We start from the raw sequence: 21,710 nt of genomic DNA, 5'->3' as shown, positions 1-21,710 counted from the left end.
TGTAATAATCCTAATGACACAGATGAAGCCGGAAGTAAAGCGCACAGAAGAATTGCGCCAGTTATTGCAACAAGCTAGCTATGCTTATTACGTCCTAGATGCTCCCATTATGGAGGATACAGTCTATGACCAGCTATATCGAGAATTACAACAACTCGAAACTCAATATCCAGAATTGACAGCACCCGATAGTCCGACTCAGCGCGTGGGTGAGAGACCAGCAACCCAGTTTACCTCGGTGCGTCACAATATCCCTTTGTACAGTCTGGAGAATGCCTTCAATCTTGATGAGTTGCAAGCCTGGGATCAGCGTTGGCGGCGACAAATACCAAAAATAGATTCAGTGGAATATGTCAGTGAACTGAAAATTGATGGTTCTGCTTTGGCTCTTACCTACCAAGATGGCATTCTAGTTAGAGGGACAACTAGAGGTGATGGGGTGACTGGTGAAGATATCACCCAAAATGTGCGGACAATTCGCTCAATTCCCTTACGTTTGAATTTTGAAGGGTTAGAAATTCTCGAAAGGGTGGAAGTGCGAGGTGAGGCGTTTTTGCCATTGGAAGTGTTTAAACAAATCAACGAGGAAAGGCAAAAAGCAGGTGAGCAATTATTTGCTAATCCCCGTAATGCCGCAGCTGGTACACTGAGACAACTAGACTCACGCATTGTCGCTAAACGGCGCTTAGATTTCTTTGGCTACACCTTGCACATTCCTGGTAGAGATGACACCAGTATTGCCAATACTCAATGGGAAGCGTTGGAGTTGTTGGAAAAAATGGGTTTTCGAGTCAACCCTAACCACAAACTCTGTGCTTCGATCGCAGAAGTGGCAAAATATTATGAATATTGGGATACGGAACGGCTGAATTTACCCTACATGACTGATGGGGTAGTAGTGAAGCTGAGTTCTTTTAAAGTTCAGGAACAGCTAGGGTTTACCCAGAAATTCCCCCGTTGGGCAGTAGCCTTAAAGTACCCAGCTGAAGAAGCACCTACCCGTGTGGAAAATATTGCTGTGAATGTTGGGAGAACGGGGGCGTTAACACCGTTAGCCGAGATGCGCCCGGTGCAATTGGCGGGGACAACAGTTTCCCGTGCAACTTTACATAATAGCGATCGCATTGTTCAATTAGATATTCGCATTGGCGATACTGTCATTGTCCGCAAAGCTGGGGAAATCATTCCAGAAGTGGTGAGGGTAATCAAAGAACTCCGTCCGACTGATACTGAACCCTTCCTGATGCCTACCCATTGCCCAGTTTGCGGTCAACCTGTGGTGCGAGAATCAGGTGAGGCGGTGACTCGGTGCGTCAATGCTTCCTGTGCAGCAATTCTTAAAGGTTCCATTGAACATTGGGTAAGTCGTGATGCCTTAGATATTAAAGGTATGGGCGAAAAGTTGGTATATCAACTCGTTGATAAAGGTTTGGTACATTCCGTTGCCGATTTATATGAGTTGACAACAGAGAAGTTATCTGAATTAGAAAGAATGGGGAAAAAGTCAGCAGAGAAGTTAGTGGATGCGATCGCTCAATCAAAAAATCAACCTTGGTCAAGGGTATTATATGGTTTAGGCATCCGTCACGTTGGCAGTGTAAATGCCCAATTGTTGACTCAGAAATATTTCACTGTAGACCAGTTAGCCACAGCAAAACAATCAGATATTGAAGGCATTTACGGTATTGGTGCTGAAATTGCCCAATCGGTGTATCAGTGGTTTCGGATTGATGCCAACCAAAAATTGATAGAACGCTTGCAAGCAGAAGGATTACAATTAACTGCCACAGAGGAAACAAAATTAGTTGGCGATAGTAATCAAAAATTCGCGGGTAAAAATTTTGTAATTACGGGTACATTACCAACCTTAAAGCGTGATGAAGCAAAGGCTTTGATTCAAAAATCTGGTGGGAAAGTGACTGATTCGGTGAGTAAAAAAACAGATTATTTAGTATTAGGAGAAGATGCAGGTTCTAAGTTAAAAAAAGCGGTTTCGTTGGGAATTACGCAGTTAAGCGAGGCGCAATTGTTGGAGATGATTGAAGATTGAATTAGGGATTGGGGATTGGGGATTGGGGACTGGGTACTAGGGACTGGGAAGAATAAATATGTGGATCTGTGCGAATGTGTCTACATGAATTGGTCTTACTTGAACTGGGGCAAATTATTTGGATCAATACCCTGAGATTGTAAATAAGCAATTAGTCTTTCTTTTTGCTGACGTTCTTGTTCAGCGCGTTGGCGTTCTTGTTCAGCGCGTTGGCGTTCTTGTTCAATCTGTTCCACAGCCCACGGTAACAAATTCCCCGCTTGATCCCACCAGCGCAACCAATAACCAGTTCGCCCTTCTTTTGTTCCTTGCCAAGTTCCCAAAAATAAGCCCATTGCGTCAATCCAATGACGACCATTTTCATCGGGCAGCTTTAACTCGTAGCGTTGATTTTCTAGTTGATAATATTCTAATAAACCGCCATTAGGTTCAAAAATCACGTAAATGGGAATCTGCAAAATCTGTTCGTAGAAAAACCATTTTCCTGGTGGATAAGATCGCTTTACCGAATATTCTCCACCTTCAGTATCGGAGATAAATTCGATGGCGATCGCGGGGATATTTCCTTCTAAATTGGGTGTATAACTTTTGCGATTACCGACAATTTCATTAACCAACGGCACATAAACCCAGTCAGGTGCTTTGGCGATAAATTGCCCGTTGACTGTTGCACAAAGACCAAAGTTAGAGGCGATCAACATCTGGGGTTGAATGAATCCACTGATTTCTAGGCTTTCACGCAAAGCACCAGCCAAAAGCGGCTGACCTGTATTCTCCACTGGTTCATCCTCTAGTTGAAAATCCTTGGGTAAGGCTTCCCAGGTGATTACCAGTTCTGTTGGTGATTTGGCTTGGGTGAGTTGGGTTGCCATAAACACAGCATGAATTTATTTTCGATCTTATAAGGAATATGCCGAAAACCCTTGAGGAACAGCAACGTCGTTACGTATTCCGTACTTCAGGCTGCGTGATGTTCGCGCTTGCGTGTCCCTTTGGGAGAAGGCTAGCTGAGTCCTTTAGAACACTCGTGTTGTTTTGTTTTGCCTTGACTGTTTGTTTATGTAAATCATGGTAACAAAGGTAATGTAGAAACCGCGCCTAAGTTTTACCGTAACTCAGAAAAACAGTTAAACCGTGCAAATCGTCAGAAATCTAAAAAGTTCAGCAGAGAAAGAAAAAAAGCCAAGATTCGACAATCTAACAATTACCACAAAGCTAGAAATAGGTATGCCCGTAAGCATTTAAGAGTAAGTAGGAAATCAGCTAATAGGTAAGGTAAACCAGAATGTTGCCCCTGCATTCAATGCACTGTTGACACCAATCTCACCGCCGTGGGCATGGATGATTTGCTTACACAGATACAACCCTAATCCCAAACCTACAGAATTGCCGATACTTGCACCCCGAAAGTAAAGGTCAAAAAGCCGATCGCTTTGTTGTTTACTAATTCCTACGCCGTTATCACTGACAGTACAGTAAATCATGTCATCCTTACGGGTAGCATTGATTGTCAAGAGCAATCCAGGGGGATTATGTTTCAATGCATTGACAATTAAGTTAGAAAAAACTCGCCATAGTTGCGTAGGATCGGCATTCACTAAAGGCAAATCTGCGGATACCAGATTTGTCAGCTTGGCTTGATTTTGTGCTAGTAATGGCTCTAAATCAGCGATCGCAGCTTTGACAACTGTCAGTAATTGTACTGATTCATGTTGCAAAACAACACCCTGCACCTCGCTAACATGAGTTTCCATCAACGAATTAATTAAGTTCAGTTGGCGATCGCTACTTTGAATCATCCGCTCTAAAATTGAGCGTGAAACGGGGATTGGGGATTGGGGATTAGGGATTGGGGATTGGGAAGAGACTTCTTCAATAGTTCCCTCTTGTCTCCCTTGCCCTTGATTCCCAGTCCCCAGTCCTCCTTGCCCTTGATTCCTAGTCCCCAGTCCCCAGTCCCCAGTCCCCAATCCCTGATTTAGCAAATTCTTCAATACCATTAAAGTACCCAGCACTGGGTTACGTAAGTCGTGGGAAACGGCATGGAAAAATACTCTTAGTTCTTCTTCAGTTTGCTTACGCTGGGTAATGTCTTCAATCAAACCTTCGTAGTAAAGCAGTTTTCCCTGTTCGTCACGCACTACGTAGGCTTTTTCCGAAATCCAGACAATACTCCCGTCTTGGCGATAAATTTGGGACTCAAATTCCGAAACACTACCATACTTTTCCATCAGGCGCACAAATTCTGCCCGGCGGTTCGGATCGACGTACAATTGCTCAATATCAGTGAAATTTGCTGTCACTTCCTCCGGTAAGGAATAGCCATAAATTCTTGCTAAAGCAGGATTTGCCGTAATATAACGTCCATTGGGAGTGCTTTGAAAAATCCCTTCAACGGCGTTTTCAAAAATGCTGCGATATTTAGCTTCTGCAACCTTGAGTTTCTGATAGGCAGATTCTAATTCTTGACGGGCGTAAAACTCAGAACGTTGCAGGCGATCGTACAGATAAACACCCATGTCACATATAGTACAAAACCAAAAAATGTATAAAATGAACGTGACATTATATATTTCTGGATGTTCGGGGATTGGTGTTTTTAGCCCAAGTGCCGTATTCACACCAAAATAGTAAACCAGCACACTCAGTTGAGTCAGTAAGTGAAGAATCCAGGAGACAGGCATCAACACAGCTTGGCTCAAAAACAGCAGCGACCAACCGATGGTATCGGGTAGCGCAAAACCTCTAAGAGTTGCAAATAATTGCGATGCTAAACTAATTGACCAAGAAGACCCCAAAAATAATAAATCTGGATGACGACGACCTAACTTAGTTTTATGTAAAGCCAAGCAGATCAGTATACTCAGCAGCATTGCAACATTGATTACAAGGCGTTGAGTTGTAAGTACTTCTGGCAGCTGTTGCAACTCCGCAAAAGGAAAAAACAAGCTGTAAACATCTCGCAAAGTAAAAGACAACAGACAAATCAGCGCCAGCCATAACCATAAACGTAATCTTTGCCACAAGAAACGGTTACGCCAAGCTTTGTAAAGAGTAGTGATTTCATCTATTGTTGGTGCAGAAAAAGTTTTTCTCCACCAGCTTTGCACTGTTCTAAATGGAGTAGCCATTAGCATCCGAGCAACTTTGCCCATACCTTGAGGGTGTTTCCCTTACTCAACATTGCCATAATTAACACCCTCTCATTTTTTGGTGATTTATGGGTGAATTGTTGCAGATGAAGTTGCTAAAGGTAGTGTAAACCAAAAAGTTAATCCACGCTTGCGGTTACTAATAACACCAATATTGCCGCCATGCGCCTTAATAACTTTCCGACAAAGATACATTTTTAAGCCAATGCTTGTAGAGCAACAGTCTTGGGGATCGCGGACATGGAGATCGAAGAGGCGATCGCACTCTAGTTTACTCATTACTACACCGTCATCTTGAATCTGAATGCGAATCATTCCCGCCTCAACGGTGGCACTGAGGGTAAAGTTTAATCCTGGTGGATTATTGTGCAAGCTATGTGTAATTAAATTTACCAAAACTTTCTGCAACTTAGTCCCATCTGCCATTACTAACGGTAAATCAGCAGCAACCAAGTTCTTCAGAGTCGCTTGATTTTGTGTCAGCATTGGTTCCAACTGGGCAAATGTTCCTCCCAGTACGGTGCTAAGTTGCACAGGTTCGTGTTTGATTTCAATACCCTGTTTTTCACAGGAATTAATTTCTAGCAATGAGTTAATCATTGTTAGTTGGCGATCATTGCCTTGAATCATCCGCTCGATAATTGAGCGAGATATTGGGATTGGGGATTGGGGATTGGGGATTGGGGATTGGGTATTAGGGATTGGGGATTGGGCATTGAGAAGAGACAAGGGAGAGACTTCTTCAATAACTTGTCCTTGTGCCCTTTTTCCCTGATCCCCAGTCCCCAGTCCCCAGCCCCCAGCCCCCACTCCCTGATTTAACAAATTCTTTAACACCATCAAGTTACCCATCACCGAAGTTCGTAAATCGTGGGCAACCGTATGCAAAACAACATCTTTGACGCGATGCAATTTTTCAACTTCTTGCATTTTCTGCTGCAATTGTGCTGTTCGTTCTTCTACTTGGTGTTCTAAATTAGTGTTAAGTTCTGCTAATTTTTGGTATATCTGGCTTTGGTGAATAGCGATCGCTACCTGTTCTGACATCTGCTGTAACAAATCAATTTCTATTGGCTGCCAATGACGCGAACCGGAGCATTGATTGGCAATTAATGCCCCAAATAATTCGTCATCTAGCATAATTGGTATAGCCAGACTAGCTTTCGTTTGGAATTTCTCGCAGTGTGCTTTGACTTTCGGAGATATGGTTATTTGCGTCATGTCTTCAACGACACGCACAAAATTATCTTTTAATAAGTTTCGCAATTCTTGTAGATAAGCTTCGTCATTAGTAGACCACCCTGAGACTGATGGATACTTGGGATCTACTGATTCGGCAATAGTTCTGATTCCCAAGTTGGCATTGTTTAAAGTAATAAGAACTCGATCTGCTTGCAGAAATTGCCTGACTTCCGTCACGGTGGTTTGCAGAATTTCTTCTAAGTTAAGGGAAGAGCGAATTCGTACTAGGGTTTCTGCTAACAAGCGATCGCGTTGGGCACAAAGGCGTAATTGTGCTTCTACCTGTTTGCGTTCTGTAATGTCGTGATGCACTGCTAAAATGCAGGAAATGCCATTTAAATCAATGACTTCGGCTGAAAGCAGCGCTGTAATTATCTCGCCGGACTTTTGCCGATATTCAACTTCCAAGTTCCGAGCCACTCCTGTAGCTTGCAACTCCTGTACTAAGTTTTGGCGATCGCGATCGTGTACCCAAAGATTTAACTCAAAAACAGTTTTACTAATCGCCTCATCTCGTTCATAACCTGAGAGTTCCACAAAACTGTCGTTAACTTCGATGAAACGTCCTTCTTGTAGCGTGCTAATGGTAATTGAATCGGGGCTACAACTAAAAGCTTTGGCAAATTTTTGAGCAAGATTTTGTAAAGCGACTTCTCCTTGTTTCCGATCTGTGATATCTCGGACAATTGCTAGTACCTCATCTTGACCACTTACTACCAACCGCGCCTCATAATCTCTGATTCCCAAAGGCGTTGGTAGTTTATATTCACAAGTTTGTAAAGTTCCAGAATCTAAAGTTTTAGCAATGGCTACTTGGCTAATAGCTGCAACATCACTAGGCAATAACTCTTCCAAATGTTTGCCAACTATTTCTTCTCGCGAAAGAGTGACATTTACTCCCTCACTTTTTAAATCTAGATACTCGCCATCACGGCTGATACGAAACATCAAATCAGGGATAGCATCTAAAATGGCTTGATAGCGCGCCTCACTTGCTTGCAATTTTTCTTGGGCTTGTTTTCGGTCTGTAATATCCATAACTAAGCCATTCCAAAGCAAATTGCCTGCTTCTTGTAGTACGGGTTGCGAAGTAACTTGAATCCATTTAAGTTTCCCACTAGGCGTAATGATCCGACCTTCCCAATACCAAGGTTTACCAGTGGTGCGACAAACAGCAATAGATTCTACAAAAGCTTTTATATCCTGTGGATGAATCAGTTTATATAGCACCTGATAGTCCGCCTGTATAGCTTCTGGTTCTAATTCATACAAGTATTTACAACCAGAACTAATATAAGGGATAAATATAGAACCATCCTGCCGTTGCAGAATTTGAAAAATCATCCCCGGTAAATTGGCAGCAGTTGTTTCCAAGAGAGTGATCTTCTCTGGTGAAAAATCTGCTTTATGCGGTGATTTTACAGTTTCATCCACTCTTAGACCCTTTGATATATAAGCAATTGGCATAATATTCAAGGCAATCATAGCCATTGTGAAAGTTTTTTAGCTGTCGGCACGATCACTAACAGCAAAAAAAACTGGCTCTACTTTCAGAGTAGTTCTGGATGTTGCGATCGCATACACCCAATCGGGTGAACCATTTGTCAGGGTTAGAATCAGTTCAGTTGCAGTCGTTAGGCAAGTTGCTTTACATCTGTGGAAAACTTGTGGAAAAACTCTGATATTTTTCCACAAGGTAATTATACTTAATTAAATTTAACCAGGAAAATACTAAGTTTTCCACAGTTTTTTCCACAATTTCAGTTAAATTTAATCAATTTTTATACGTTACTTAATATTCTTGACTAATTCTTGACTAATTCTTGAGTCATCTAGACAAATGATTCAGAGTGCGGGTTGTGGAAAACTTCATCTATTTTTATGATGGTTTTCGGGAACGGCTAGTGATATTGATGCGATCGCTCAGTTGGCGTAGGGTTTGTGCTAAAGTGCGATCGCTCTGGTGAAGTTGGGTAATTTTATCACAACTATAAATCACTGTTGTATGGTCTTTACCACCAAACTCCTCGCCAATTCTCGGCAAACTCAAGGATGTATGTTGACGCATTAAATACATCCCTATTTGACGCGCCCAGCTAATCTCTCTTCGGCGTGAGTTGCCTTTGAGGTCATCTATTAAAACATCAAAATTATCCGCCACAACCTTTAAAATAGCTTCTGGAGTAGCTGCCATTTTTTCATTAGGCGGTTCTAAAACTGGTGTAATATTTTCCACCGTCATCGGTAAGCCCCAAATAGAAATATAAGCCACCGCCCGAATTAAAGCTCCTTCTAATTCTCGAATATTAGAAGTATAGTTAGAAGCGATATACTCAATCACATCGCGGGGAAGACTAATATTTTCATCCTCAGCTTTTTTCTGTAAAATTGCCATTCTCGTTTCTAAATCCGGCTTTTGGATATCCGCGATTAACCCCATAGAAAACCGAGAACAAAGACGTTCTTGTAAACTCGGAATCTGGTTAGGAGGACGGTCAGAAGCAATGACAACTTGTTTTCCAGCTTCATGTAAAGTATTAAAAGTATAAAAAAATTCTTCTTGAGTGTATTCTTTTCCTTCTAAAAACTGAATATCATCAACTAATAAAAGATCGGCGGCTCGGTAATGTTCTCGGAAACTCTGCATACTATCCTTCCGAATCGCTGTAATTAAATCATTAGTAAACTGCTCAGTAGAAACATAAAATATTTTACAATCAGGACAAATTTCCCAGCGATAATGACCAATAGCCTGCATGAGATGAGTTTTACCCAAACCGACGCCACCGCATAAAAACAAAGGATTGAACTCTTTCCCTGGAGATTCTGCAACTGCCAAAGAAGCTGCGTGAGCCATCCGATTGTTAGCACCAACTACAAATCTGGAAAAGACATATTTAGAGTTTAATTCAGTAGTTTTATGATTGTGATTAGCAACAGCTTCAGAAATAGTATTGGGATTTGGTGATTCCCAAGAAACATCTCGTTCACTAAAATGAGAAACTTCATCACCTTGAGCAACAGTAATGTAAATTCCTACCGGATGACCGAGAATATCTTGTACTACATGAGCAATGGTATTGATGTAATACTTCTGCAACCAATTACGAGCAAATGGGTTAGGAGTGCGAATCACCAAGCAATTATTTTCTAATCGCTCCGCACTAGCAGTTTTGATCCAAGTTTCAAAGGTAGGTCGGGATAATTCAAGCTTTAGGCGCTCTAGTACCTGACTCCACAGACTTTCTATGGGAATTTCCATTATCCACCACGTCACAATAGAAGAGAAAGCATCAATTTAGCATTGAGACACGCTAGACCTAAAATAGGCTTTTAAGTTGTAATCATTTTGGGACATACCCAGTAGGCAAGATCCTAACATCCACTGACCAAACCGAGTGCTGAGTGCTAAGTACCGAGTGCTGAGTAAAGCAAAAATTTATCAGAGCTTTAGTACTCAGTATATGCCTCGTCCCTTATTATGAGCGGTCTTTTAACTCAGCACTCAGCACTTTTAACTCAGCACTCTCATTGACACGGAGAAGCAACGACACATGAAGACAAGAAACCATCACTCAGCGCCCAAAAAGATAAATACCAGGTCTTTGCCCCACAGATGGGGGGTAAATAATATTCTGGGAATGCTCTCATTCGGGGTAGCAGTGGTGTTCCTGGGGAGCTGCTCTCTTCTACCTGCTAAGACAATTGAGGCTCAACAAAGCGAGACTCAAGCTCAAAAGACAATAGAACCCAATCCAGCAATTGTCCCCCCGCCAATTTTCTCTTCGTCTGGAGATCCTAATTTTGTAGTGAAAGTAGTGCAACAGGTGGGGCCTGCGGTAGTTCGCATTGATTCTTCTCGAACAATTACTTCTCGCGTACCAGACGAATTTAACAACGATCCATTTTTTCGGCGGTTTTTTGGAGAGGGAACCCCACAGGCTAGACAACGCGTAGAACGGGGTAGTGGCTCTGGATTTATTATTAATTCTTCAGGTCAAATTGTGACCAATTCCCATGTAGTAGACGGTGCTGATAGAGTGACTGTCACACTTAAAGATGGGCGGACTTTTGATGGTAAAGTTTTGGGTGAAGATCCGGTAACGGATGTGGCTGCGATTAAAATTGATGCGAATAATCTGCCAACTTTATCTGTGGGTAACTCCGACGCTTTACAACCAGGAGAGGCTGTAATTGCCATTGGTAATCCATTAGGCTTGAATAATACCGTAACTTCTGGGATTATTAGTGCTACAGGTCGTTCTAGTAGCGACATCGGCGCTAGTGACAAGCGGGTTGATTACATCCAAACAGATGCAGCGATTAACCCTGGTAATTCTGGTGGCCCATTGCTCAATGCTCGTGGTCAAGTGATTGCGATGAACACAGCGATTATTCGAGGCGCTCAAGGTTTGGGATTTGCTATCCCCATTAACACTGTGCAAAGAATTGCCCAAGAATTAATCGCTACAGGTAAGGTGGATCATCCTTATTTGGGTGTTCAGATGGTGACATTGACACCGGAAAATAAAGAAAGAATCAAAAATGTTGCAGGCGATCGCTTAAATCTTACAGCAGATGAGGGCGTTTTGCTGGTAGAGATTGTGCCGCGATCGCCTGCATCTATAGCCGGACTACGAGTTGGTGATGTAATCAAAAGCATTAACAGCCAGCCTGTTACTAAAATTGAAGAAGTACAAAAGCTAGTAGAAAAGAGCAAAATCGGTACTAAATTACCAATAGAAGTAGAACGCAATGGCCAAATTGTCCGAGTAGGAGTCCAACCTGCTCCTTTGCCCGTAAGACGTGAAGGATGATGTTAGTCATTTGTCATTTGTCATTAGCCCAGTCCCCAATCCCCAATCTCCAATCCCCCCAGTCCCCATTCCCCATTACTTAAAGGAGTTTTATCATGACTGAATTAGCGCCAATAATTCAATTAGGAAATCTAACATTACGCCAAAAAGCTGCTTGGGTTGAGAATATTCAAGATGAGCAAATCCAAAAATTAATTGAAGACTTAATTGCCACTGTGGCCAAGGCTAACGGCGTGGGAATTGCTGCGCCTCAAGTAGCACAATCCTATCGTTTATTTATCGTGGCTTCCCGTCCTAATGCCAGGTATCCCAACGCCCCAGAAATGGAACCTACAGCCATGATTAATCCCAAAATCATTGCCCATTCAACTGAAGTTGTCAAAGATTGGGAAGGTTGTTTAAGTGTTCCAGGAATTAGGGGGTTAGTTCCTCGTTATAAATCTATTGAGGTGGAATACACTGACTCTCAAGGCAATTTACAAAAGCAAGAATTAACCGATTTTATCGCTCGGATTTTTCAACACGAGTACGATCATCTTGACGGTATCGTATTTGTAGATCGCCTAGAGAACACTCTCGATATGATTACTGAGCAAGAATATCAGCAACGAGTAGTTAACAAATAAATGGGAGTGGGGACTGGGCAATAAGGAACGTGGATTAAATAAACGTGAGTTAGACGAACCTCTCCCTGCCTTGAACTAAGGTTCAAGTCTGTCCCTCTCCGAGTCGGCTACGGTGTACACACAAGTCTTGAAATTACACCTCACACTTGGTTTCGTCGTCTATCCCTAAGCTGTTGGATCGCTCCGAAAGCTTGTCATTGCGAACGCGAGTGCGTCTCGTAGAGAGGAGGAACGACGAACGCAAGAGCGTGTCGCAGACAAGCAATCGCAAAAACTACGGGATTATGCGATTACTTCGCTCCGCTCGTAATGACAATTTATTGGGTCTAGAAAGCTTGAAACCCTTGTAGATACCACTTGTGTGTACACCGTAGCTCCGAGTCGGAGAGGGACGGTTTTGCGTAGTAAAACCTTCTTAGAGGTTTTTTGATTGAGCAAATTGGGTAGATATTATATGATGAGCAATCGAATTCACGTTAAATAAGATACACAACTTCATCCTGTCTCTAGCTTCCCTCTCCAATACATCGGAGAGGGATTCAAGGTGAGGTAAACCAGGGACTTCAACCCTGTTCCCTGGGGTATTTAAGTGTGTGATTCACAAACTCGCTCGTCTCGCCACAGTTGATATAGCCGCGTTGCTGGCATGGTCATATATAAAACGTCACCATCACTGAGATTAGTTTCTAACAAATCCCAGCCGTGAAGAGTTTGGTGATTAGTTTCTACGTATAAAGGTACACAATCAGCAGACATGGCTACATCTTTCACCCACTGACCACAAAAAGCGTGTGAAGCTGTAATCACAGTGGCAAAAGCCACCCAAAGACTATCGGCTGTGATGCCATTGCCGAGGATGCGTCCCCCTAGTGCAGCAGCGGCAAAAGCTGGGGCTGCTAGTTCAGCTGGACTCAGTACGGCCTCGAAGCCAAATAGCTGTTGCGCTATGCCAGCAAAATCGGGATCGGCATAATGAACAATCACCGGAATGCTGGGTGTCAAACCTTTGGCTTTGAGGGCAATTTCCAGATTGGTAGCATCATTGCTAGTAACAGCCAGCACTGCGGCGGCAGAGTCTATATTGCTGGCTTTGAGTATTGTGCGAAAGCTAGCATCGCCCTGAATGACGGGAATACCCAGTTCGCGGGCGGTGTTGATATATTTACTGTTGGAGTCGGGTTCAACTACTACAACTTCATGTCCGCTGGCGTGGAGTTGCTGGACAATTCTCACGCCAATGCCACTCAAGCCACAGACAATGTAGTGCGATCGCTGGGGAATTCGGGCTGCATCCCAAAATTGCTTAAAGCGGCTTCCTAAGACAAAATCGGTGAGCATGGCGTACCAAATACCAATCACCACTGCTCCAACCAGCATCATCACAACAGTAAATAACTTAATACTGTTAGGAGCATTTTCTACTACTTTGTCATTACCACCTGCTCCGGTAATCATGCCTACAGAAAAATATAGAGCATCCACAGGAGACAAACTCAACTCAGCCGACATATAGGTGAATGTAGCGATCGCAATCACCGCCAATAGTGCAATCGCACCCAGCACTACTGATCGCCCGTGTTCTTGAAACTGCCTAAAATTAGTCATAACTTTCAGCAGTTTTCTAATCAATGATCGCCGGGGAGAACGAATGCGGGGTTGAGTGCCTATAATTATGCGATCGCCTACTCTTATCTCTTGTCCAGAGATGACAGCTGACACCAAATCCATCTCGCCTTTGACTGGCAAGTAATAAATTAGCATCCGCGATCGGTCTTCCCACAATTCACTCAGCTTTCGACCCTTCCAGAAGTGGTTTTCATCAATGTATTCTTCGTGAATTGGCCAAGTTTGCTGAAATAATTTGATTTGTCCGATCGCTCGGTTTCCCATTGCTGCAAAGGTGAATACGGGTGCTGCTAATCCTACAACACTCATACTCAAATGGTCTGGCAAACTTTGATCTAAGCGCTCCCCTAAATTTGTATTATAAAAACGGTTGATAATCCGAATCTGGGGATTCAGCACCCGTGCCTGCATCATAATAGACAAATTCAAAGCATCTTTAGATCCAGCGATTACTATAGTGTGTGCCTGTTGAATCCCTGCTGCTGTTAGGGTAGAAGCTGCTTGTAAATCGCCAACAATCACATCTCCTGCCGTTTCGCCAGGGATAGATTGATGATGAATACCAACAACGAAGGCTCCCTGATGTCTCAGCAGGCGAAAGGTTTTATATCCGGTACGTCCTAAGCCACAAACAATAATTCGGGGTTTCATGAAACGGCAGCATCTTTCTACAGGTAGGGCTGCATTTCTAGTTATTTACGAATATTGTTGCCTACTTTCCTAGAATATAACTGTAGCTGAAAACACGATTGGTTGAAAAAGGGACTGGGTGGGGACTGGGGACTAGGGACTGGGAGTATAAAGGTATAAAGATAAGAGTAAAAGGTTTTAATTTTTCTTTCTGTCTCCCTAAACAAAATTCTGAATTCTGAATTCTGAATTCTTAAATTATTGTTTTTATATCTTCCTTTTTTTCTAATCACACTTTTGCATGAGATACCAAGTTGGCGGTAGCCTCCACAGTGACGATCCCACTTATGTTGTGCGTCAGGCAGACGAAAAGCTTTATACCAGTCTAAAAGGCGGTGATTTTTGCTATGTCTTTAACTCTCGCCAAATGGGTAAGTCATCGCTACTACAGCGAATAAGTCGTCGTCTCAAGTCAGAAGGCTATAAATGTGTTTACTTAGATGTGACTCAATTGGGTAGCGAGGATACCACATCAGCACAATGGTATAAAGGAATCATTGTTAGCATGTTCTACGGGTTAAATCTGGCGGAACACGTCAACTTTAAGCAATGGTGGGATATCCAAGCAGGTCTTTCTCCTATACAAAAACTACACCAGTTTGTTGAAGAAGTCTTGCTGCCAAATGTCAAGGGCGATGGTGAAACAGATGACAAAGCCAAAGGCATTTTCATTTTCATTGATGAGATTGATAGTTTACTGAGTTTGAATTTTCCGGTCAATGACTTTTTTGCCTGGATTCGTCATTGCTACAATCAGCAAGCACACGATCAGAATTTTCAACGCTTGGGATTTGCATTGTTTGGAGTAGCCAGCCCATCTGACTTAATTGCTGACAAACGCCGGACACCTTTTAATATTGGGACGGCTATAGAGTTATACGGTTTTCGATTGCATGAAGCTAGCCCATTGCTAAATGGGTTAAAAGAAGCAATCAGTCAACCAGAAGTTGTGCTGCAAGAGGTGATTTACTGGACAGGGGGACAACCGTTTCTCACTCAAAAACTCTGTCAGTTAGTTCTCCAAACTGCCTCAAAGTCATCAGATCGGAAAATTGTTTTATCGCCAAAAACTGAGGCGTATTGGGTAGAAGAATTGGTGCGATCGCACATTATTCAAAACTGGGAATCACAAGATGAACCCGAACACCTCCGCACTATTCGCGATCGCTTACTTTTCAACCAACAAAAAGCTGGACGATTGTTGAGTCTCTATCAGCAGGTATTGCAAGCAGAGGAAATCGAGGACAAAGGGACGCGGGGATGGGGGGACGCAAAAAATAAAGACACTAGCGACTCTTTGTATCTTCTACCTCCAATATCTCCCGTGCCTACCGATGATAGTCGAGAACAGACGGAGCTTTTACTATCGGGATTGGTTGAGAAATACAATGGCTATCTCAGAATCAAAAATCCGATCTACCGCAGTATTTTCAATTCAGAATGGGTATTAAGGCAGTTAGACAATCTGCGCCCTTATTCACAGCCATTCAATGCTTGGGTAGCATCGGATTTTCAAGATGAGTCACGCCTGCTACGGGGAAATGCCTTACAAGAGGTATTGGATTGGACTCAGCGTAAAAGTCTCAGCGATTTGGACTATCGATTTTTAGCAGCCAGCCAGGAATTGGAACGTCGAGAATTCCAACAAAAATTAGAAGTAGAACAGCTCAAAGAAACCGAAGCGCGATTGGCAAGTGAACAAAAGAGCGCCCGCCATCAGCAACGACTACTAATAGGGGTAAGTATAGCTCTAATAGCAGCTATTATCTTAGGGATCGCAACCCTCTATGCCGATCGACAAGCATCGCTGAGTGAGGTACGAGCGATCGCAGCTGCTTCCAATGGTAGTTTTAATTCTAATCAACGCTTAGATGCACTGGTACAAGCAATCCAAGCTAGACGGAAATTTCAACGGCTCGATCTGCAAAATTTTGCAGATGCCAATGCCCTGGATCTCCAAACAGGCAAAGTGTTACAACAATCTGTCTACGGTGCTGATGAATTTAATCATCTGTCAGGGCATCAAGGGATTGTCTTAGGGGTTGATTTTAGCCCCGATGGTCAGTGGATTGTCTCATCTAGCATTGATCGCACAGTCAAGTTGTGGAAGCGGGATGGAACGCTAGTGAGAACATTACCACATACTGCAACCATCCAAAGCGTCCGTTTTAGCCCGGATAACCATCTGATAGTTGCTGGCGGTATTGATGGCGCTATCCGTCTTTGGACGATCGATGGTAAATTGTTAACTGTTCTCAAAGACCATAAATCTGCGGTGTGGCGAGTTGCTTTTAGCCCAGATGGAAAAACTATCGCTTCTGCCAGTGGCGATTTTAGTGTTAAGCTTTGGCAACTAGATGGCACTTTAATTAGAACTCTCAAGCATGAACGTGGTGTATGGGGAATTGTTTTCAGCCCCGATGGTCAAACCCTTGCTTCTAGTATGGTAGGCGGCACTAATCAGCTTTGGCGATTGGATGGAACGCTAATCAAAACATTCACAGCCGGAAAGGCAACTGTTTGGAGTGTTGCTTTTAGCCCTGATGGACAAACTTTAGTATCTGGCGGTGCAGATAAGATGGTGCGACTGTGGAATCGAGAAGGCACTCTCCTGAGAACTTTTAAAGGACACAACGCTGAAATATTTAGTGTAGCCTTTAGCTCTGATGGGCAGACCATTGCCTCCGGCGGCGCTGATAAAACCGTGATACTCTGGCGGCTAGATGGTACTCTGTTAAGAACTTTGCAGGGGCATACCGCAAATGTTCAAACCGTCGCCTTCAGTCCTGACGGAGAAACCCTCGCCTCTGCCGGTCACGATAACACTGTCAAACTCTGGAGAGTCAACTCACCCTTAGTCAAGCTACTCAATGGTCATCAAGAAATGGTCTGGCGGGTGGCATTTAGCCCTGATGGGCAACGCCTAGCCTCCGTTGCTGGCAAAGAAGTCAAACTCTGGAAACGCGATGGTTCTTTAGCCAAAACTATTGTTGAAGAAGATTCCAGAATGCTTAGTCTCGCCTTTAGCCCCGATGGTAAAACTTTAGCGATCGTTGGTTCTGGTGGTGTTGTGAGACTATGGGAACTAGACCGCAATCAGCGAACCATTTTGAAGGGGCCAGGTATCGGTCTTTTGGGTGTTAGCTACAGTCCAGATGGTAATCGGCTAGTGACTGTGGGTTTTGATTACAAGCTGAGACTCTGGCAACGCGACTCTAATGGAGAGTTCCAATTGCACCAAGTTATCCAGGCGCATACAGCCCGAATTTGGGACATTGTTTATAGTCCAGATGGGCAGTTTATCGCCTCTGCGAGTGCTGATGGTACTATTAAACTTTGGACTTCAGAAAATCGCGAACGCCTCTTAGAAAAACCCGATCGCACCTTAGAAGGGCACAAGAGTGAAGTTTTTGGAGTTGCCATTAGCCCCAATAGTCAATTTATTGCCTCCACTGGTGGAGATGGTTGTCTACGACTTTGGAAACGCGATGGCACTCTTGTAAGAATTTTTGATGGTAAAAGTATTGGTTTAACGAGAGTAGCATTTAGTCTAGATGGTCAAATGTTGGCGGGGGCAGGTTTTGACAATACGATCAAAGTCTGGAAGATCGATGGTACTTTGCTTGTCACCCTGAATGGACATACTTCTAATGTCAGCAGTGTTGCCTTTAGCCCTGATGGTAAAACCCTCGCCTCTGGTGGAGATGACCAACTTGTGATTTTATGGGATCTACAACAAATTTTCCATCTCAACTTGCTGAAATATAGCTGTGAGTGGGTGCAGGATTATCTAAAGACTAATATAACAGTGGAAAAGAGCGATCGCTCTCTTTGCAATCACTAACGAAATTTGTACGGTAATTTGAATAAGGGACTGGGCGCTGAGAAAATTGTTTGGGTATTCAGACCACTACCCAAGTTTAGTTCGCGCAGCGTCTCGTAGACAAGAAAACTCTTCCTAGTCCCCAGTTATCTCGTTCCCAGTCTCCGACTGGGAATGCTCATTGTTGAGGCTCCGCCTCTTTTGCTGGCGGCAGAGCCACCAGGAGCAGCATTTCCAGACCGGGGCTGGAAACGAGGTTTTAAAGGAGTTTCAGCTTAAGTTAACACTAATGGCATCTTGCCCGCCCAATATATGTAGTTTAAATATGAAACAGCTTGCTCAAGCTTAAATCTTTTAAATAATAGGTCGCTTAAGTAAAGTTATTTTTTTATATTAGGAAATTAAACAATATGTTGAAAAATTACTTTTAGTAAATCTCCTTGTGTAAAAGGCTTAGTTAAATAACCCGATGCTCTGACCATCTTAGCTTTAGCTCTATCTATAAATCCTACTTTTTCTGACACCAGAATCACAGGTGTATTCTTGAAATGTGAATGTTTACGCAGTAAGGAGCAGAGTTCATATCCATCTAAATTAGGCATCGAAATATCCAACAAAATTATGTCGGGTTTTATACGGACAATCTGCATTAAAGCTTTTAAAGAATCGGTAACTCCCATAACAGAAAATGTTTGCTCATCTAAATAACTTTTAATAGCATTCATGACTGTAGGATTGTCATCAATACAAAAGATTGTGTAGATTTTTTTGTCAGCAGGCGGTTGAATAATTTGCTGACCCCTATATTCATTACTCCTAATAGAGTAAGCTGCTGGTTTATAACTGTTTATTTCAGGCAATTTTGGTGTAGTTTTGGCTTTAGATTGTAGCTCATTTATTTGGAAAAATTGTGAGGAGTGCGATTGAGAACTTGGTGATGTTTGACGATAAGCTACTTCTCTACGAGAGTCTTGGTCAAAGCTTTGGGGTGTTAGACATTGTTCAACTAGTAAGCGGAGATTTAGATGACAAAACTTTGGCATATCATCTAGAAAGCTTTCAGGAATAAATTCATAACTTCCCTCTTCTAAGTTCAGAAATGACTCCAGAACTTCTAGCGCCAATTGCTCTATCAGCATTGCTGCTTGAGCAGGACTGATATATTTCTGATTGACTAACCAACAAATAGCTAGATAATCTGGATTCGGTATTGCCTGATTTTCAATACCAGTTTCAAATATTGCCCGCAACTGGTCTTTGATTCCGTGAGGGAGAGTAGAAATTTCCTGACTCAAGCACTGCAAATTTCTGTAAAGCGGCTCAAACATTTTCTCTGAGTAGCAGGCATAAATTAGTTTACCCTCGTCCACATATATTGACCAAGAGCCTGATGTACTAAACACCTGCAAACAACCAGTAACAGACTTACCAGTAATTTTTTTTAACAACGGTAGGGGCTGAAGCTTTTGGAAAAATCTGTATCTACTAATCGGAAGTGTTTTCATTGGAATTGCTTGGGAATAAAATTAATATTTGCAGGCAAAATTAGCGAATTACCTTTTCGGAATTCACTGCTACTTTGTTAGAAGCACTATCAGAAAAATATAGTGGTCACAATTGAGTTAGTACAGAGATTCCACACCCCCCAACTCTTAATTCACCAATCTCTGTTAAGCTATAATCCGCGAGTTACAACTAAACGAATTCATGCTACTGACCAATAGCAAAATTGCCCGACTAGTTGCCAGGATATAGTATTTCAAAAATTAGATTGGTTTTCTGTATCTTTAGCTAATCTAGCCAATCTAACAGTAACTCAAGTGCCACCTATAGACAATTGGCTCTCGCCCATCAGTCACAAAAGCATCATTCTCATCCGTATTTCGCAGCCTGAAATTACAGATACTTTAGTTCTCTTGCAAAACTTTTGTTGCTCGCAATGCTAAAATCTGAAGCAACCAAAATCTACTGTCATATAGACGTGAATGCTACTAAATCAAGGATTTTAGGCATTCAGTCCGCACTGATGAACTATGTTTTTGCAACCGTGACGAAAGTGGTCGGGTACTTTTTTAAGAAGTTTATTCTTGAGGGAAACTCCTTCCAGAGAAAAAGTATGATTACAAACTAAGCATTCCAAAAACTCAATGTCTTACTTAGGTTGGTGATTGTAGAGCAACTCTTAATGTTGGGATTGGGCAAAATTATCGCACAACAAGAATGGTAAACCTCCGGACAAGGATGAGTTAGCTGATAATTGTCGCCATGATGGTTTGTAGTGAGATGCACAGGCGGACAAATCAGCAGAAGGGAATCTCTTCATAAGTACTGCAAACGGGTTCTAATGTTGTGTGGGGCTGGGGCTAAATAATCACCTGCACAATTTAGAGTGACAAATTCAAGAATTTACAGCGAAATTCTTCATTGGTAGTAAATACCTGCAAAATAGCTGTTTTCAACTAGATGGTAGATAACAAGCAAAGTACTCACTAAAATTCAGGTTACTATAATTTTCAAAAAAAATTAGCAGAAATATATAAACTTCATGATAAATCAGTAAAGTAAACATGAAAACTAATTAATAGCATCTTCCAGACAATTGTCATAAATATTTATTTGTTCGGATGTCCGGGAAGGCTGAAAATGTACAGTAAAAGATAATTGTAGATGCTTCTTTAATTACACTTATAAATGAATGAATCATTTTACAGTAGCAATTTACCCGAAAAATCTCAAGTTTTAAAAGTCACAAATATAAATATAAAATTGTATGCCTAGCCTATATATATGTAGCAAAAAGACGCAAGATATTCTTTGCGTCTTTGGCGTGAGATTTATAATTAGACATTCTCACTGTTATATTTCTCCATCGACTTAAACTTGCTCCCGCCAGCACCAGGTTAAAAGCGTGCCACATGCCACCAGCTTAACTACTTCCAGTAGCCAATAACCACCGTGCAGTAAACTCATTGTCGATGGAATAGCAGCAGCAGCTTCAAATAGGTTGAGTTGAACTCCTATGGCGCACATCTGCGGAGTTAAGAAATAGGTGTCAAGCATAGCTATAGTTAGCAACAGCCCAGATAAAACAATACTGCCAATACGCCAGTGATATTGAGTTTTTCCTAAAGCTAGTGCCCCAGTTAATACAATAGCAGCAGATAATAACTCCATCCGATTGAAGTTCCAAAAAATCGTATAGCCTGCTGTCGTAAAACCAGCTTGGCTCATCATTCCAGAAAGATAAAGGCTAGGCATAATTACCCAGTCTAAAACTAGACTTGCACTGAGCCAAAAGCCTAAAGTCAATATGATTGCAGTTTGCCAAATTGGTCGTTTGAATTCAAGGTTAGAAATAGCAGTCATAAAATAATTGCGTGTGTTGTATTTCTTAGTTTCTAACTTTACTAGCAGTTTGACAAGAAATATCAACTAACCTTTACAAAGCGATCGCTCTTACTTATGAACTGAATCCCAAGATTTTTTACACTAAATTGAGAAATATTAAGATTGTATAAAAATTAATTTAAATAATCTAGTTATCATCTGTCCTACAAGAATTTTATAACCTAATACGCTATGGTTCAGCTTAAGCAGTGCAAACACCATTCTTAAAGTTTAAAACTCATTCGCAAAATAGTCTTTACGACTTGATATTAATTCAATTAACAGATAATTTTATTG

The 21,710-nt window shown here is 42.1% G+C and carries 12 protein-coding genes and 1 pseudogene; 5 read left to right on the top strand and 8 right to left on the bottom strand.

What is annotated here, in order from left to right:
• Positions 1–13: 13 nt before the first annotated feature.
• Positions 14–2,050, top strand: coding sequence for an NAD-dependent DNA ligase LigA (ligA, locus tag V7L07_RS27435; RefSeq protein ID WP_335062153.1), 2,037 nt, complete (start codon positions 14–16; stop codon positions 2,048–2,050).
• A gap of 95 nt (positions 2,051–2,145) precedes the next feature.
• Here the strand turns inward: ligA and V7L07_RS27430 are convergent, their stop codons facing one another.
• Positions 2,146–2,922, bottom strand: a complete 777-nt coding sequence (locus V7L07_RS27430; protein ID WP_335062151.1) for a Uma2 family endonuclease — start codon at positions 2,920–2,922, stop codon at positions 2,146–2,148.
• A 201-nt stretch (positions 2,923–3,123) separates the two neighbouring features.
• Here V7L07_RS27430 and V7L07_RS27425 point away from each other — a divergent pair.
• Positions 3,124–3,309 (top strand): annotated as a pseudogene (locus tag V7L07_RS27425) (RNA-guided endonuclease TnpB family protein); the annotation flags it as partial.
• On the opposite strand, the gene V7L07_RS27420 reads toward V7L07_RS27425, so the two are convergent.
• From V7L07_RS27420 to dnaA, 4 genes are all read right to left on the bottom strand, one after another.
• On the bottom strand, positions 3,310–5,205 hold the full coding sequence (locus V7L07_RS27420; RefSeq protein WP_335062150.1) for a PAS domain-containing sensor histidine kinase: 1,896 nt from the start codon (positions 5,203–5,205) through the stop codon (positions 3,310–3,312).
• Between the two features lie 63 nt (positions 5,206–5,268).
• Positions 5,269–7,935, bottom strand: coding sequence for a sensor histidine kinase (locus V7L07_RS27415; RefSeq protein ID WP_335062148.1), 2,667 nt, complete (start codon positions 7,933–7,935; stop codon positions 5,269–5,271).
• A 12-nt stretch (positions 7,936–7,947) separates the two neighbouring features.
• On the bottom strand, positions 7,948–8,139 hold the full coding sequence (locus V7L07_RS27410; RefSeq protein ID WP_335062146.1) for a hypothetical protein: 192 nt from the start codon (positions 8,137–8,139) through the stop codon (positions 7,948–7,950).
• Between the two features lie 184 nt (positions 8,140–8,323).
• Positions 8,324–9,706: a chromosomal replication initiator protein DnaA gene (gene dnaA, locus V7L07_RS27405; RefSeq protein WP_335062237.1), complete on the bottom strand. Its 1,383-nt coding sequence runs from the start codon at positions 9,704–9,706 to the stop codon at positions 8,324–8,326.
• A gap of 292 nt (positions 9,707–9,998) precedes the next feature.
• On the opposite strand from dnaA, the gene V7L07_RS27400 reads away from it, so the two are divergent.
• Together V7L07_RS27400 and def are read left to right on the top strand one after the other, a co-directional pair.
• Complete coding sequence (locus V7L07_RS27400; RefSeq protein ID WP_335062144.1) at positions 9,999–11,261, top strand: HhoA/HhoB/HtrA family serine endopeptidase; 1,263 nt, start codon at positions 9,999–10,001, stop codon at positions 11,259–11,261.
• Between the two features lie 95 nt (positions 11,262–11,356).
• Positions 11,357–11,887, top strand: a complete 531-nt coding sequence (def, locus tag V7L07_RS27395; RefSeq protein WP_335062142.1) for a peptide deformylase — start codon at positions 11,357–11,359, stop codon at positions 11,885–11,887.
• Between the two features lie 585 nt (positions 11,888–12,472).
• Here def and V7L07_RS27390 read toward each other — a convergent pair.
• A complete protein-coding gene (locus V7L07_RS27390) occupies positions 12,473–14,164 on the bottom strand; it encodes an NAD-binding protein (RefSeq protein WP_335062140.1) in 1,692 nt (563 codons plus the stop codon).
• 280 nt (positions 14,165–14,444) lie between these two features.
• Between V7L07_RS27390 and V7L07_RS27385 the strand changes: the two genes are divergently transcribed.
• Positions 14,445–18,047, top strand: coding sequence for an AAA-like domain-containing protein (locus V7L07_RS27385; protein ID WP_335062138.1), 3,603 nt, complete (start codon positions 14,445–14,447; stop codon positions 18,045–18,047).
• A 380-nt stretch (positions 18,048–18,427) separates the two neighbouring features.
• Here the strand turns inward: V7L07_RS27385 and V7L07_RS27380 are convergent, their stop codons facing one another.
• Positions 18,428–19,531: a response regulator gene (locus V7L07_RS27380; protein ID WP_335062136.1), complete on the bottom strand. Its 1,104-nt coding sequence runs from the start codon at positions 19,529–19,531 to the stop codon at positions 18,428–18,430.
• Positions 19,532–20,900: 1,369 nt separating this feature from the next.
• Entirely contained in the window at positions 20,901–21,392 is a 492-nt protein-coding gene (locus V7L07_RS27375) for a hypothetical protein (protein ID WP_335062134.1), read from the bottom strand.
• Positions 21,393–21,710 lie beyond the last annotated feature (318 nt).

The organism is Nostoc sp. (assembly GCF_036916985.1).
Taxonomy (GTDB): domain Bacteria; phylum Cyanobacteriota; class Cyanobacteriia; order Cyanobacteriales; family Nostocaceae; genus Nostoc.
Note: the sequence above shows the minus strand (reverse complement) of the source record. Positions and strands in the feature narration are given on the sequence as shown.

What these genes read in the sequence shown, in the direction of transcription:
- ligA (WP_335062153.1), top strand. Translation starts at nt 14, where the DNA reads ATGACACAGATGAAGCCGGAAGTAAAGCGCACAGAAGAATTGCGCCAG.
- V7L07_RS27430 (WP_335062151.1), bottom strand. Translation starts at nt 2,922, where the DNA reads ATGGCAACCCAACTCACCCAAGCCAAATCACCAACAGAACTGGTAATC.
- V7L07_RS27420 (WP_335062150.1), bottom strand. Translation starts at nt 5,205, where the DNA reads ATGGGCAAAGTTGCTCGGATGCTAATGGCTACTCCATTTAGAACAGTG.
- V7L07_RS27415 (WP_335062148.1), bottom strand. Translation starts at nt 7,935, where the DNA reads ATGGCTATGATTGCCTTGAATATTATGCCAATTGCTTATATATCAAAG.
- dnaA (WP_335062237.1), bottom strand. Translation starts at nt 9,706, where the DNA reads ATGGAAATTCCCATAGAAAGTCTGTGGAGTCAGGTACTAGAGCGCCTA.
- V7L07_RS27400 (WP_335062144.1), top strand. Translation starts at nt 9,999, where the DNA reads ATGAAGACAAGAAACCATCACTCAGCGCCCAAAAAGATAAATACCAGG.
- def (WP_335062142.1), top strand. Translation starts at nt 11,357, where the DNA reads ATGACTGAATTAGCGCCAATAATTCAATTAGGAAATCTAACATTACGC.
- V7L07_RS27390 (WP_335062140.1), bottom strand. Translation starts at nt 14,164, where the DNA reads ATGAAACCCCGAATTATTGTTTGTGGCTTAGGACGTACCGGATATAAA.
- V7L07_RS27385 (WP_335062138.1), top strand. Translation starts at nt 14,445, where the DNA reads ATGAGATACCAAGTTGGCGGTAGCCTCCACAGTGACGATCCCACTTAT.
- V7L07_RS27380 (WP_335062136.1), bottom strand. Translation starts at nt 19,531, where the DNA reads ATGAAAACACTTCCGATTAGTAGATACAGATTTTTCCAAAAGCTTCAG.
- V7L07_RS27375 (WP_335062134.1), bottom strand. Translation starts at nt 21,392, where the DNA reads ATGACTGCTATTTCTAACCTTGAATTCAAACGACCAATTTGGCAAACT.